The organism is Veillonella parvula, from assembly GCF_002005185.1.
In the GTDB taxonomy this organism is placed as follows: Bacteria; Bacillota; Negativicutes; order Veillonellales; family Veillonellaceae; genus Veillonella; species Veillonella parvula_M.
In genome coordinates this window covers 479,964-493,842 of the sequence record NZ_CP019721.1, presented here as the reverse complement: position 1 = coordinate 493,842, position 13,879 = coordinate 479,964, and the positions used below count along the sequence as shown (strand labels likewise).

Genomic DNA, 13,879 nt, shown 5'->3' with positions numbered 1-13,879 from the left:
GCATGGACAATAGTTCTAATTTTACTGAGCAATTGATGATGTAAATTACATTGTTTTCTCTACTAATGCTTCTTGTAAAAGTTGAGAAAAATTAATTCCTTTAGCCAATGCTCTGTCGTTAAGCCATGCAGGAATCGTTAAGGTTTTCTTTACGGACTTACTATTTTTAGCTAAATCAATATCTGTTTGCACTAATGTAGGATATGTTGTATCGGTACATGGTAAGCTGCGAATAGATGTGGGGGTAGGTAGAGTTTGTCCATCTTCTAAAGCGCCTAATATATAGAGTTCCATAGCCTCTTGTGCATTGGTTATTAATTCTGTTAGTGTTGAGCCGGTGCTACTAGTGTATTCGAGATCTGGAAATTCGGCCCAGAAACCATCGGCATCATCATGGATTATGGCAGGGTATATAAATTTCATAGGTCCTCCTTATTTTAGTCCCGTACGTTTCAAAATGGCATTTAATAAACCGATAGGTACATCTTTTCCATGTACGGCAATAACTTCAACTTGATCATCCTTTTTTAAACGATGATGACTACCTCGTTGCCGTACATCCTTCCAGCCATTTTGCAGTAATAATTTAAGTAAATCCTTATCCTTCATATTCTCTCCTTTTATGATAACACGTGTATACGTACAAAACAATTATTAGGAGTTATACATTCTTATTTATAGTCTAACAGTATATAAAGGAAAATAGGGGTGACCATTGGTCACCCCTGATTCTATTAGTCACTTGACAAAATTGATAAATGACCTTCATATATTAATCCTATTCATAAAAATTATATCAGTATATAATTAATATATATAAATTAGGTTGTGTATTGATGGAAGGAGAGGATTCATCATGAAACTATTCGGTAAAAGGGTAGCAATGGCTGTATTGTGTGCGGCGACATTGGTATCCCCATTTTTTTTGAGCGGTTGTAGTATGTCAGAGCTATGGCAGGGTACTGAACAGAGCCGCAAGGAAATTGCGCAGCGGTCTGAGCAGGATCAGGTGCAGTTATTTAATCAATATGTGAAAGCTGTAAGTCGATACAATCGCATGGCTGTCATGTTTGATTATGCGAATACGCCAACTCTTAATGAGTTAAAAGCAGGGCAGCATTTAACTGTATTTAGTGCACCGAACTTTAAGCAGCTACAAAAAGAATTAGAAGAGGCTAAGCAAGCCGGTGTTCCGTATGATGAAATGAAGGAGCCTTTAGATAAGCTGCTTTCAAAATTGAACGAAATTACACCAGTAGCCGAAGAGCTCGATGCATACTATAAATCTAAAGGGTATACCACAGATAATTATGCTAAGGAGCAACAATTAGGCCCTAAATATGTTCAATTATATGAACAATTTGTTCCTATTTATGCTGACTTTGATAATGTTATGCATAAAATTAATACAGACCGCTTGCAACAACGGTTGCAACAATTGCGTGATGCAGGCAAGAAAAATGCCGCTGCAGCACAAGAGGTTCATTTGCGACTTACTGCGGTCCTAGAAAAGATCGATAGTGAAAAACAACTAGATGTAAATGCTATCAATCAAGAGTTGCAATCTATTGGTGATGTATCAAATGGTATTACTAGTCCTAAGTATGATTCTGTTAAGACCTCTGTAAACTCTACGATTGGTGCAATCCGTACCTATATGGGTTCGAAACAAGATAATGACTATAATCGTATGATTGAGGCCTATAACCATTACATTTCTAATCTGAATACGACCAATATGAATGAGTTAGATTAAAATAAGTTAGATTAATACGTCTATATAAAAGAAAGCTGTATCAAATGAGAGTATCATTTGATACAGCTTTTTAGTTGATATATAGGATATACCTTACTTTTTTAGGCTAATGCGTGTTGTAATTTGGCTTGATAAGGAGAATAATACTAAGGCTATCCAGATACAACCGAAGGCGATCATCTGTGGTGTGCCAAAGCTTTCACCAAAGTAGAAGATGGCTAGCAATAAGGCAATGGTAGGGGATACATATTGCAAGAAGCCTAGTAGGTTAAGCGGCAATAGCTGTGCACCATAGGAGAATAGAACCAATGGGACAGATGTAGTTAGACCGCAGGCTATGAGCAACATGGTTGTATACCAGTTTGTGCCGAAATAGGACCACACGGTATTATCGACCATGGTCGTATATAGTAAGGCTAGCGGTGTTAATAGCCAGGCCTCAAAGGCGATGCTCGTAAAGGGAGAGATGAGTAGTTTCTTTTTTACGGCTCCATAGAGGCCGAAGGAAATGGCGAGAATCATCGACACTAATGGCAAGGATCCCACTTGATAGGTGAGTAAGGCGATGCCGATGGTAGCGATGAGGACACTCAGCTTTTTCGGTATGGATAGAACCTCTTTAAATAGGATGACACCTAATACTACATTGAAGAGTGGGTTGATGTAATAGCCAAGGCTCGTATTCATAACTTGATTATTGGCGATGGCCCAAATGTAGGTGAACCAGTTTACACTGATGATGACTGCCGCAATTAACAGTAGGAATAGTTGTGAACGTTGTTCTTTTAGTAATTGAAAGTCCTTTTTGAATTGTTTAAAGTGTAAGCCAAATACAACGATAGCCATGCAAACACCTGACCAGATAATGCGCTGTGCCAGTATATTATACGGTGAAACATGGTTTAATAATGCCCAATATAGAGGGAGTAAGCCCCAAATTATATAACAACTAAGGGCTGTGATTAACCCTTTTTTACTTGTATGGTCCATAATGCCTCCTCGTGATAGTACTTATTATATCACTAATACTCAAGTCATGCGTTTTAGTTATTGCATATGATTTTCAGTTATAACTTTGATTTTGGCACTTATGATTAAATGTTATGTTCATTGACTTTGTGCATATTGTTACACTATATTGGACTTAGAACAACGAATATAGAGAATAGGTGTCGTAAGACTTAATAGAGAAATCGGTATAAGCCGATGCGGTCCCGCCACTGTAAGGATGAGTCTGCTTTCATACATGTCACTGGAGTAATCTGGGAAGGCGAAAGCGAGGTGATGATCCCGAGCCAGGAGAACTGCCTATTTGATAATCACCGTTATGTACCTACGAGCGATAGGAAGGGGATTGGGGTATGCTGGCTACAGTATTTTTTAGTGTACCTTTCAATAAGAAACCTTACGTGTCACTTTAGGTGGCACGTTTTTTATTGCCCTTAGAGTGGATGTTGAGTATAGGAATCAGGTTTTATAGATATTAAACAGATGGACACATTTTGAGGTTGATGTGGTCCAATAAGATAAAGCTCGAGTGATTCATATATCTAACAATTCGCAGGTACGGTGCGCTGTTTCTCGGTATGGTTTCGAGTTGAAAAGGAGGCACATATATGTCTGACAAAAAGACTTCAAAGGATGCTGAACGTGATTTATTAGCACCTGTATCCTTTGATGAGTTTAAGAAACCTACGTATGAACAATGGCAGGCCGAGGTTGAAAAAGCGTTAAAAGGTGGCGACTTCCATAAGAAGATGTTCACTAAAACCTATGAGGGAATTACGTTACAACCAATTTATACGCCTGCATTGCATGGAGAAAAAATTCCAAAGGGTGTATACCCTGGGGCAGGTGAGTTCCTACGTGGCACAAAGGCAAGTGGTTATATTAAAGACTCTTGGGGAGTATCCCAATATGTAGACGAATCTTTTCCTAAGGATGCTAACCATGCAAGTTTATACGAAATTGTAAAAGGTGGCACCATTCACAATATTCGTCTTGATGAAGCAACACGCCATGATCAAGATGTGCAAGTAGGCGCAGCTGTTGGTATCGGCGGTACATCTCTGTCTACTATGGATGATTGTAGCCAATTGATTGAGCGTTTTAATTTGAAGGAAAACCCTTTATACATTGAAACAGGTGCTTCTGCAGCTATCTTGCTCGGTATGTTAGCGGCTACGGTGAAAGGCTCTAAAAAACAGACCTCTGACTTGAAAGGTCTCGTTGGTGCAGACCCTATTGGTGTTTGGGCTAAAGATGGTACATTGCATATGTCTTTAGATACAGCCTTTGATGAAATGGCACATACTGTTGTATGGGCTAAAGAGCAAGCTCCAGAGCTTAAAACTGTACTCGTATCTGGTGATGTATACGCTAATGGTGGCGCGAACGATGTGCAAGAGGTTGCGTATGCATTGGCGACAGCGGTTTGCTACGTACGTCAATTGGCACAACGTAACATCGATATTCACACTATTGCTAACAGCATGATGTTTACATTCTCCTTGGGTGCAAACTTCTTCATGGAAATTGCTAAATTACGTGCATTACGTGTGCTTTGGGCGCGCATCATGGAAGCGTTCGGTGCCGAAGAAGCTGACCGTGCTGTTCATGTACACGGCAGAACATCGGCTTTCACAAAAACTGTATACGACCCATATGTAAACTTGTTGCGCAATACAACACAAGCATTCTCTGGCGTTGTAGGCGGTTTGAATAGCCTTGAAGTGTCCCCATTCGACCAACCAATTCGCAAAGCTGACGATTTCTCTCGCCGTATTGCCCGTAATATTCAAGTGATGTTACAAACTGAGTTCGAGTTACGTCAACCAGTGGACCCTGTAGGTGGTTCTTGGTATGTGGAAACATTGGCAGCTGAATTATGCGAAAAAATTTGGGCCGAGTTCCAAACTATTGAGTCTAAAGGTGGTATCATAGCAGCCTTGAAAGAAGGCTATCCACAAGCTCAAGTTAAAGCAGTTCTTGATGAACGCTTCAAAAACCTTGCATTCCGCAAAGATGTGGCTGTAGGTAACAACATGTATGCGAATATGACTGAAGAATTGCTTGATCCAAAACCAGAAAATCAAGAAACATTGCGTCAAAAACGGGTTGCTCAAATCGAAGAGTACTTGGCGAGTGCGGAGCCAGATGCGGTTGTGAAAGCACAGGCTACCCTAGAAGCAGGTACTACGGAACCAGGCGCTTTGATTGGCCTTATTGAACTCGGTGCATTACATAAATTAACAATACGTCAAATCCGGAAGGCTTTAGACGCTGGTGATATTGCTTCTGAAACGATTGAATCCATTTCAGCTCATCGTTGGACTGAACGGTTTGAAGCACTTCGCATGCGCACCGAGAATTATAAACAACGTACGAAAGATAATGTGAAGGTATTCTTGGCTAATATGGGCCCAATCCCTCAACATAAACCTCGTGCGGACTTCTCCACAGGCTTCTTCGAAGTAGGTGCTTTTGAAGTTATCAAAAATGATGGCCATGAAACAACGGCTGATGCTGCGAAAGCTGCTCGTGAAAGTGGTGCTGATGTTGTCGTTATCTGTTCTACAGATGATACCTATCCAGAATTGGTGCCACCACTCGCTAAGGAATTGAAAGAAACTATGCCGCATGTAACGGTTATTTTAGCAGGGGCACCGCCTAAGGACTTAGAACCTGTGTACCGTGAAGCTGGCGTGGACGACTTCATTTCTGTTCGTGCAAATTGTTACGAAATCTTGAATACGTTACAAGATAAGAAAGGGATGTGAGCTCATGTTCAAAAATCCAGACTTCTCCTCTCTTGGCTTGGAATCTCAGAAAGCAACATCTCGCGATGCATGGCTTGCTGAACTTCAAAAAGAAACAGGAAAAAGCTTTGAAGATTTATATAATACAACAATGGAGCAAATCCAACTAAAACCTCTCTATACAGAGATGGATTATGAAGGGATGACACACCTTGACTATATGGCTGGTGTACCTCCATTCTTGCGTGGACCTTATTCCACAATGTATGTTACTCGTCCTTGGACAGTACGTCAGTACGCTGGTTTCTCCACAGCGGAAGAATCCAATGCGTTCTATCGTCGTAACTTGGCAGCGGGCCAAAAAGGCTTGTCTATCGCCTTTGACCTTGCTACTCACCGTGGTTATGACTCCGATCATCCTCGCGTAGTAGGTGACGTTGGTAAAGCGGGTGTTGCGGTAGACTCCATCCTCGACATGGAAATTCTATTCTCCGGTATCCCTCTTGATCAAATGTCCGTATCCATGACAATGAACGGCGCCGTATTGCCAGTAATGGCGTTCTACATCTTGGCTGGTGAAGAACAAGGCGTAGATAAAAAGGTTATGGCTGGTACAATCCAAAATGATATTTTGAAAGAGTTCATGGTACGTAATACCTATATTTACCCTCCAGCTACATCCATGCGTATTATCGGTGATATCTTTGCGTATACATCCCAGTACATGCCTAAGTTCAACAGTATCTCCATTTCTGGCTACCATATGCAAGAAGCGGGCGCTACTGCAGATATCGAATTAGGTTACACATTGGCCGATGGTCTCGAATATATCCGTACCGGTGTTAATGCAGGTCTTCACGTTGACCAGTTCGCACCACGGTTGTCCTTCTTCTGGGCAATCGGCAAAAACTACTTCATGGAAGTGGCAAAAATGCGTGCGGCTCGTATGTTGTGGGCTAAGATTATCAACAGCTTCGGCTCTGAAAATCCTAAATCCATGGCACTTCGTACTCATAGCCAAACATCTGGTTGGTCTCTTACAGAACAAGATCCGTTCAACAACGTGGCTCGTACATGTATGGAAGCGATGGGTGCCGCATTAGGTCATACGCAATCTCTACATACAAATGCGCTTGATGAAGCGATCGCGTTGCCTACGGACTTCTCTGCACGTATTGCGCGTAATACTCAGCTTTACATCCAAGATGAAACTAAGGTATGTAAGGTTATCGACCCATGGGGCGGTTCCTATTATGTAGAAGCATTGACAGACGAATTGATTCGTCGCGCTTGGGGTCATATTCAAGAAATCGAATCCCTTGGCGGTATGGCGAAAGCTATCGATACAGGGCTTCCTAAGATGCGTATCGAAGAAGCTGCGGCACGTCGCCAAGCTCGTATCGACTCTGGTCGTGAAGCGATTATTGGTATCAATAAATATCGTCTAGATAAAGAAGATCCATTGGATATCCTCGACGTAGATAACACAGCTGTACGGGAAGCGCAAATTCGTCGCCTTGAACAATTGCGTGCTAACCGGGATGAAGAAAAGGTTCAATCCTGTCTTGAAGCGATTACAAAGGCTACAGAATCGGGCGAAGGCAACTTGCTTGCCCTTGCACTTGAAGCAGCTCGTGCTCGTGCGTCCTTGGGTGAAATTTCCTTTGCTGTTGAAAAGGTATGCGGCCGTCATAAAGCGGTTATTCGCTCTATTTCCGGTGTATACTCCAGTGAATTTGAAGATGACGATGTAATCAAAGAAGTACGCCAAATGGCGGATAACTTTGAAGAACTCGAAGGTCGTCGTCCTCGTATCATGATTGCGAAGATGGGCCAAGACGGTCATGACCGTGGTGCCAAAGTTATCGCTACATCCTTCGCGGACATGGGCTTTGACGTGGATATCGGACCTTTGTTCCAAACTCCAGAAGAAACAGCACAAGATGCGGTGGATAATGACGTTCATATTGTCGGATTTAGTTCTCTTGCGGCGGGGCATAAGACATTATTGCCTCAACTTGTAGAGGAACTCAACAAGCGGGGCCGTGGAGATATTTTAGTTGCCATCGGCGGCGTAATCCCTGCTCAGGACTATGAATTCCTACGCGAACATGGCGCAGTGGCTATCTTTGGCCCTGGTACAGTTTTGCCAGTAGCGGCGAAAAAATTACTAGAAACATTGACTAGTCACGTTCAAGACGAGTCTCATGACTGATAACAAACGGCCTACTCCGGATGAATTGCGCAATACACAGGACACAACTTTCACCACTGGTGAAGGCAAAGCCCCTGAATTAGGTGTAAAAAACGCAAGCACCGAGGGTAGTACCTATCGTCCCGACTGGGTGCCAGAAGAAGCGAAAAAAGATGACACTTACGCGTGTCACGTAATGAAAGGCGTCAAGGAAATGCATGACGGCCTCTTATCCAGCTCTGCTCATCTGGCTCCAGCGGTACGTCCCGTACAGCGGCGAAAGAAATTAACTGTCGCTGATTATGTACGCGGTATCGAGCAGGGGGACCGCGTTATACTTTCACGGGCTATCACATTAGTAGAAAGTAATAATAAGGACCATTTCAAACTAGCTCAACAGGTGTTGCAAGCCGTATTGCCTCGCACGGGCAAGGCATTGCGCATCGGTATTACTGGTGTGCCTGGGGCCGGTAAAAGTACGTTTATTGAAGCCTTCGGTAACATGCTCATTGAAGCGGGTTACAAGGTTGCCGTACTGGCTGTAGACCCTACGAGCCAAGTCACAAAAGGCAGTATCTTGGGTGATAAAACGCGGATGGAAACGTTGACGAAACATCCAGAGGCTTATATTCGTCCATCGCCGGCTGGTGGTACGCTAGGCGGTGTGGCTCGTAAAAGTAGAGAAACTATGCTACTTTGCGAGGCTGCTGGGTACGATATTATTCTCGTTGAAACCGTTGGGGTTGGGCAAAGCGAAGTTACCGTGCGTTCCATGGTAGACTTCTTTATGCTCATCGTTTTAACGGGGGCAGGCGATGAATTGCAAGGCATCAAAAAAGGCGTTATGGAACTTGCTGATGCTATTGTGGTCAACAAGGCTGATGGGGATAACCTCAAACGAGCTCTCATTGCTCGTAGCGACTATGATCGGATGTTACATTACATTCGTCCAGCTACGGAAAAATGGAAGACTCAAGCCTATACATGTTCAGCTGTCACAAAGGATGGCCTCGATGAATTGTGGGATGTTATCCAAGAATTCACTGAACAAGGCAAAGAAAATGGGGTCTTCTTAAAACGCCGTCAAGAACAATCCCTCCGTTGGGTACGCGATATGATTGACGAACACTTGCACAACCTATTCTTTAATAATGTAGTCATTCAAGGTCGCATGGGCGAAGTCGAAGCTGCTGTCTTAGACGGTGAAATGAGCGAATCTCAAGCCGTTGAAGAGCTTATTGGCGTTTTCGATAAGTCTTTACAATAAGTAGATCGGTAAATACATATTGTATTGTTAAATATATATTAGATAAGCCGGCATAACTTATCTTAATACGCACTCCGTTAGCAATCGTATGTATTTCGATATAATTAAAGATGTATTTGTAAAAGGCATAGTATTAATTTCACTGTTGGATTTGGACCAATAGTAGTTGCATACTATGCCTTTTTCTATATCATAATAACTAGTTCCCATTAATTGTCTAATAAAAGATGATTAATATATAAGTTCATCTTTTTAAAATGCAAAAATCAGTGTATAATTAAGTTATATTATTTATTAATCGTTTAATGTTACGAGAGGGGCATTCAAATGAACAAAAAATTATTATTACCTGTAGGTGTAGTCGTTCTAATTATTGGTATTGCGATTCTATTATTAAATCCAGATCCAGGGGCGGCTAATTTGGAAATTGCGAGAAATGCTACAAATGCTCAAGCGGCAGCAAAGGCGATTTCTGAGAATAACCAATCTTACACATTGTGGTATACTATTGGCATGTTCTGTAGCGGTTTAGGCATTGCACTGTCAGTAGGTGGCTTCATTGTAGGCTTTATTAAAAAAGACTAATCTATTTAGGAACGCATAAAAGGCTGTACTAGAATGTATATCATTTCTAGTGCAGCCTTTTTGTATTTTAATTTTATCCTGTGGACTTTAGCTAGCTTATGTCTATCTAGCGAATTAGTCTATATTTATCTTGTAAGTCGTCCTATATCTATTTATGTTGTGGTTTTACGCTCTATATCTGTTTTCGGTGGGATAAAACGTGGTATAATTAACCCGGATAGAGCCTAAAGGTATGTGGCTTTTGGAGGTTAGTATGAGTAGTATAGCGCATTTATTTGTAGCTGGTGGATTTGTTATGTATCCGCTGGTGATTTTTTTACTGTTTACCTTGATGATTGGCATTGAACGTATCTTTCTATATCGCAAGTTTACAAAGGACTTGCGCCGTTTTAATAAGGTCTTAGAGAAGAATCAATCTTGGATTATGTTACCAAGTGTTTTAGAACGGGATACAGAGGAACTTGGTTCTTTATTTGCCCGTGCTATCCGCAATGCAAAGAATTATAATGGCTTGGAAAATCGCCTTCAAGATGTGGTGTCGTACGCTGATGAACGTTTAAAACGCGGCCTTAGTTGGCTCAGCATGGTTGTAACAATGGCTCCGTTATTGGGGTTGCTAGGGACGGTCCTCGGCATGATTCGTGCGTTTGCTGTGGTAGGCGGCGATATTGGGGCTCCGACCATTATTACAGGTGGTGTTTCTGAAGCCTTAGTGGCAACGGCTACAGGTTTGACCGTGGCCATTATTGCCCTTGGCTTTCACAGTTACTGTGCAGCAAAGGTTAATGATTCTGTGGCGACATTAGAACATGAGTGCGGCAACATCCTTGATGCGTACAACGAGGAACATGATATATGAGACGACGCACGTTAGGGGTTAAAAAAGAGCCTACCATCATGATTATTCCTATGATTGATATCGTATTTTTTTTATTAGTATTTTTCATGGTAGGCACGCTGTATATGAATACAGAGCAACAAATTCCGCTAAATTTACCATCTGCATCGACGTCTACGGCGAAGTCTATCGAACCTATCACCATCACCTTGACTACAACGCACACGCTATATATTGATAATCAGGAAATTTCTTCGGATCGTTTGGCGCAAGAGGTCAAATCTATCGTTACACAAGCGCCTCAACAAGCTTTTGTTATCCGCGCCTCAAAAGATGTGTATTATAACGAGGTTATTGAACTTTTGGATATGCTCAAGGTGAACGGTGCTAAATACATTAGCGTCGCTACGGAACGGAAGTGATTCCATGTTTGAATCACATTATCTGAAACCTTTTATTGTGTCTTTAGGCATTACAATCATGCTTATCTCTGGCATGGGGCTTTCCTTACGTGGTATCGTTGGAACAGGTGTGGCTTATGATGCCGCAGAGGTTAGCTTTCATCTGCCTGAGGATAGTGAAAGTGATGCGGAAACTACCGCTATTGAGTCTATACCTAAGGATAAGTCACCGGTTGAACCTCCGACTCCAGAAGGGCCTGCGCCTAAGGCAGATCCTCTTGTAACGGAAAATACAGGTGATGAAAGTGCTCACAATTTAAATGCCAATAAGACTACATCTAATGCTCGTCGTGAATGGGCCGTTCCAAAGGCCATAGAATCGGAAACGACTAATAATGAACAAGCTGTAGTTACGGGTGGAAATGATTCCAAAGACGGGAAATCCTCTAAGCCTGACAATGCTCCTATGGGTAAGGATATAACATCTGATCCGAATGCCAATGGAAACGGCTTTGCCGAAGCTAGTGATTTATCCTTCCTATCTGATCTTGCGTGGGGGCTCCTAACACCAGGGCAACAAGCGCTTTTACAAAAGTCGGATATCAACCCCCAAGAATATTTACGAACTGTACAAGAACAGGGGAAGGGGTCAATCGTAACAGGTAAGGTTGTAGTGCGCGTTAACTTTGACGTTAATGGACATGTCATCGTGGGAGAACATACACCGCTCATCGCAGAAGATGTGCCGCAACCTGTAAAAGAGGAAGCAATGCGCATCGTTAAAAGCAGTGGTTCTATTATCAATCGAAGAGGGGAACCTGTATATCTAGCAGTTCCTGTTGTTTTAGGACAATAAAGAGGCATATCTTACATACATTAGTATGGGATATGCCTCTTTGTTATGGTTGTGAAAAAAGATTGTATTAATTTTGATTGGTAAGCATTGTTTTTGTAGAGTTGAAGACCGCTAGATATACGATGGCGCCGCCGATGAATAATGTGACTTGCATAGGGGTGCTGAATTGATCAGCTCGCCACAATGCAAAAGCGTAGAAGAACATGGTAATCAACATGATGAGAAATGCGATGATAACGCGTATATTTGTGTTTACTGCCAAGGATGTAGTAATACGCGATTTATTCGTCATTACGTAAATTAAAGATACTACGATGTCTGCCGTAAAGATGGAGAAGATAAAGTTGTAATCAAACTCGCCAAAAAGGACTATCGCCAAGCCGATAAAGCTGAGCCCAAAGAATAGGCGTAATAGCATTCCTATAGTATTAGATTCGTTGCGCTGTGCGCGGCGTTCCTTACGATTTAAAGTTGCCATGAAAGCCTCCCCCATAGTAGAAATGTTTGTTACTATTAGTATAAAGCTCGTGTATAGATTGAGCAATTATTCGCAGTACATTTAGTCTGTATGTTTATTATATATCACAATGTATAGCTATGATATAGTATTGATTAATTTATTACTATATAACTATATGAGGAATTAAAGAGAGCGTATAGATCAAGTTATTCTTATCTATGTTATTAATGGTATGATCGTGTTTGTTTTTTTCTTATTTTAGAATCTGTAGTTCAATATGTGCATCCTTTTTTCTAGAAGTGGACAACTACGGTTTGACAACTAAAGTCGAACGATAAGTAAAATTAATATAATTATCATTCGGAAAATTTAGCTCCGTTCGTTGAATGGAGCTTTCACATATGGTACAATAATCCTATAAATCTAGCTTTTATCATGCAAAGGAGATATCATGATACCACGTTATACACGAGAAGAAATGGGCCATATTTGGAGCGAACGCAACGAATTCGACACAATGTTATTGGTGGAGACCCTCGCATCTGAGGCACAAGCTGAGTTGGGCGTTATTCCTAAAGAAGCGGCGAAAACAATTCGGGAAAAGGGCAATTTCGACGTTGAGCGCATTCATGAGATCGAAAAGGAAACGAATCATGATATCATTTCCTTCGTAACAGCAGTGGGCGAATACGTAGGTCCTGAAGCGGCTAAATACATCCATCTTGGTCTTACCTCTACAGATGTGAAAGATACGGCGCTTGGGTATATGATGAAACAAGCCTGTGATATCTTAATTGATGATTTAAAGCGTTTGCACGAAGTATTGCGTCGTCGTGCAGCTGAGTTCAAATACACACCTATGATTGGCCGTACCCACGGTATCCACGGCGAACCAACTACATTCGGCTTGAAATTGGCGTTGTGGATGGCAGAGGTAGAACGTGATATTGAACGCATGGAACATGCGCGTAAAAGCGTTGCCGTTGGTAAATTGTCTGGCGCTGTTGGTACATACTCCAATATCGATCCATTCGTAGAACAATATGTGTGTGAAAAATTAGGTCTTGAACCTGTTAAAATTGCTACACAAGTGGTGCAACGTGACCGTCACGCTGAATTGTTGTCCACTATTGCTGTTGTAGGCGGCACATTGGATAAAATCGCTTTAGAAATCCGTCACTTACAACGTACAGAGGTGCGCGAAGCAGAAGAATATTTTAGCCCTAAACAAAAGGGTTCCTCTGCGATGCCTCATAAACGCAACCCTATCACATGTGAAAGAATTTGCGGTATGGCTCGCTTACTTCGTGGCTATGCACAATCTGCTTACGAAGATCAAGCATTGTGGCATGAACGCGATATTTCTCATAGCTCTGTAGAACGAGTTATCTTGCCGGATGCGACAATCTCGTTAAATTATATGTTGCACCTAACAATCCGAACCATTGATAAATTGTTGGTATACCCTGAAACTATGCTTAAAAATCTTAACCTTACAGGGGGCCTCGTATTTAGCCAAACAATTTTGACACACCTTGTAGACAAAGGTGCGGTACGTGACGAAGCATATCGTTGGGTTCAAAAACATGCTATGGAACGCTGGCTTGAAGGCAAAGATTTCGCAACAGGTTTAAAAGCTGATGAAAACATTAAGAAGTACATGACTGATGAGGAAATCGATGCATGCTTTGATCCGTATAAATTGCTAAGACATGTAGATACAATCATGGCTCGCTTTGGCCTATAATTGTAGGGTACTTCCCA

At 41.8% G+C, this 13,879-nt stretch carries 13 protein-coding genes and 1 riboswitch; of the genes, 9 read left to right on the top strand and 4 right to left on the bottom strand.

The window, feature by feature from the left end:
* Nucleotides 1–45 precede the first annotated feature (45 nt).
* Together B1A77_RS02425 and B1A77_RS02420 are read right to left on the bottom strand one after the other, a co-directional pair.
* Nucleotides 46–423 carry a type II toxin-antitoxin system HicB family antitoxin gene (locus B1A77_RS02425; RefSeq protein WP_008714666.1) on the bottom strand — a complete coding sequence of 126 codons (378 nt, stop codon included), beginning with the start codon at nt 421–423 and terminating at the stop codon, nt 46–48.
* Between the two features lie 9 nt (nt 424–432).
* Entirely contained in the window at nt 433–609 is a 177-nt protein-coding gene (locus tag B1A77_RS02420; RefSeq protein ID WP_008714667.1) for a type II toxin-antitoxin system HicA family toxin, read from the bottom strand.
* A gap of 247 nt (nt 610–856) precedes the next feature.
* Between B1A77_RS02420 and B1A77_RS02415 the strand changes: the two genes are divergently transcribed.
* A complete protein-coding gene (locus B1A77_RS02415) occupies nt 857–1,756 on the top strand; it encodes a DUF3829 domain-containing protein (RefSeq protein WP_024061583.1) in 900 nt (299 codons plus the stop codon).
* Nucleotides 1,757–1,849: 93 nt separating this feature from the next.
* Here the strand turns inward: B1A77_RS02415 and rarD are convergent, their stop codons facing one another.
* Nucleotides 1,850–2,746 carry an EamA family transporter RarD gene (rarD, locus tag B1A77_RS02410; RefSeq protein WP_077707810.1) on the bottom strand — a complete coding sequence of 299 codons (897 nt, stop codon included), beginning with the start codon at nt 2,744–2,746 and terminating at the stop codon, nt 1,850–1,852.
* A gap of 160 nt (nt 2,747–2,906) precedes the next feature.
* Nucleotides 2,907–3,082: riboswitch (cobalamin riboswitch) on the top strand.
* Nucleotides 3,083–3,372: 290 nt separating this feature from the next.
* On the opposite strand from rarD, the gene B1A77_RS02405 reads away from it, so the two are divergent.
* The 7 genes from B1A77_RS02405 to B1A77_RS02375 all read left to right on the top strand — a co-directional run bounded on the left by B1A77_RS02405 (nt 3,373) and on the right by B1A77_RS02375 (nt 11,655).
* Nucleotides 3,373–5,535 carry a methylmalonyl-CoA mutase family protein gene (locus B1A77_RS02405; RefSeq protein WP_077707809.1) on the top strand — a complete coding sequence of 721 codons (2,163 nt, stop codon included), beginning with the start codon at nt 3,373–3,375 and terminating at the stop codon, nt 5,533–5,535.
* Between the two features lie 4 nt (nt 5,536–5,539).
* Nucleotides 5,540–7,729, top strand: coding sequence for a methylmalonyl-CoA mutase (gene scpA / locus B1A77_RS02400; RefSeq protein ID WP_060919469.1), 2,190 nt, complete (start codon nt 5,540–5,542; stop codon nt 7,727–7,729).
* Nucleotides 7,722–8,975 carry a methylmalonyl Co-A mutase-associated GTPase MeaB gene (meaB, locus tag B1A77_RS02395; protein ID WP_077707808.1) on the top strand — a complete coding sequence of 418 codons (1,254 nt, stop codon included), beginning with the start codon at nt 7,722–7,724 and terminating at the stop codon, nt 8,973–8,975. The genes scpA and meaB overlap by 8 nt, the downstream gene beginning before the upstream one ends.
* Nucleotides 8,976–9,302: 327 nt before the next feature.
* Entirely contained in the window at nt 9,303–9,560 is a 258-nt protein-coding gene (locus B1A77_RS02390) for a hypothetical protein (protein WP_004694554.1), read from the top strand.
* 253 nt (nt 9,561–9,813) lie between these two features.
* The gene (locus tag B1A77_RS02385; protein WP_077707807.1) at nt 9,814–10,419 is read left to right on the top strand and encodes a MotA/TolQ/ExbB proton channel family protein; all 606 of its coding nucleotides are present in this window, start codon (nt 9,814–9,816) and stop codon (nt 10,417–10,419) included.
* Complete coding sequence (locus B1A77_RS02380; protein WP_012864957.1) at nt 10,416–10,820, top strand: ExbD/TolR family protein; 405 nt, start codon at nt 10,416–10,418, stop codon at nt 10,818–10,820. Before B1A77_RS02385 ends, B1A77_RS02380 begins: the two co-directional genes overlap by 4 nt.
* Before the next feature lie 4 nt (nt 10,821–10,824).
* Complete coding sequence (locus B1A77_RS02375) at nt 10,825–11,655, top strand: hypothetical protein (RefSeq protein WP_077707806.1); 831 nt, start codon at nt 10,825–10,827, stop codon at nt 11,653–11,655.
* A gap of 67 nt (nt 11,656–11,722) precedes the next feature.
* Here the strand turns inward: B1A77_RS02375 and B1A77_RS02370 are convergent, their stop codons facing one another.
* Nucleotides 11,723–12,133 carry a CAAX protease gene (locus B1A77_RS02370; RefSeq protein ID WP_077707805.1) on the bottom strand — a complete coding sequence of 137 codons (411 nt, stop codon included), beginning with the start codon at nt 12,131–12,133 and terminating at the stop codon, nt 11,723–11,725.
* Nucleotides 12,134–12,566: 433 nt separating this feature from the next.
* Here B1A77_RS02370 and purB point away from each other — a divergent pair, with 433 nt between their 5' ends.
* Entirely contained in the window at nt 12,567–13,862 is a 1,296-nt protein-coding gene (gene purB, locus B1A77_RS02365; RefSeq protein WP_008714679.1) for an adenylosuccinate lyase, read from the top strand.
* The last annotated feature ends 17 nt before the right edge of the window (nt 13,863–13,879 follow it).

Bases quoted from the DNA above. Each gene is read 5' to 3' on its own strand.
- B1A77_RS02420 (WP_008714667.1), bottom strand. From the start codon at position 609: ATGAAGGATAAGGATTTACTTAAATTATTACTGCAAAATGGCTGGAAG.
- B1A77_RS02390 (WP_004694554.1), top strand. From the start codon at position 9,303: ATGAACAAAAAATTATTATTACCTGTAGGTGTAGTCGTTCTAATTATT.
- meaB (WP_077707808.1), top strand. From the start codon at position 7,722: ATGACTGATAACAAACGGCCTACTCCGGATGAATTGCGCAATACACAG.
- B1A77_RS02380 (WP_012864957.1), top strand. From the start codon at position 10,416: ATGAGACGACGCACGTTAGGGGTTAAAAAAGAGCCTACCATCATGATT.
- B1A77_RS02385 (WP_077707807.1), top strand. From the start codon at position 9,814: ATGAGTAGTATAGCGCATTTATTTGTAGCTGGTGGATTTGTTATGTAT.
- B1A77_RS02405 (WP_077707809.1), top strand. From the start codon at position 3,373: ATGTCTGACAAAAAGACTTCAAAGGATGCTGAACGTGATTTATTAGCA.
- purB (WP_008714679.1), top strand. From the start codon at position 12,567: ATGATACCACGTTATACACGAGAAGAAATGGGCCATATTTGGAGCGAA.
- B1A77_RS02375 (WP_077707806.1), top strand. From the start codon at position 10,825: ATGTTTGAATCACATTATCTGAAACCTTTTATTGTGTCTTTAGGCATT.
- scpA (WP_060919469.1), top strand. From the start codon at position 5,540: ATGTTCAAAAATCCAGACTTCTCCTCTCTTGGCTTGGAATCTCAGAAA.
- B1A77_RS02370 (WP_077707805.1), bottom strand. From the start codon at position 12,133: ATGGCAACTTTAAATCGTAAGGAACGCCGCGCACAGCGCAACGAATCT.
- B1A77_RS02425 (WP_008714666.1), bottom strand. From the start codon at position 423: ATGAAATTTATATACCCTGCCATAATCCATGATGATGCCGATGGTTTC.
- B1A77_RS02415 (WP_024061583.1), top strand. From the start codon at position 857: ATGAAACTATTCGGTAAAAGGGTAGCAATGGCTGTATTGTGTGCGGCG.
- rarD (WP_077707810.1), bottom strand. From the start codon at position 2,746: ATGGACCATACAAGTAAAAAAGGGTTAATCACAGCCCTTAGTTGTTAT.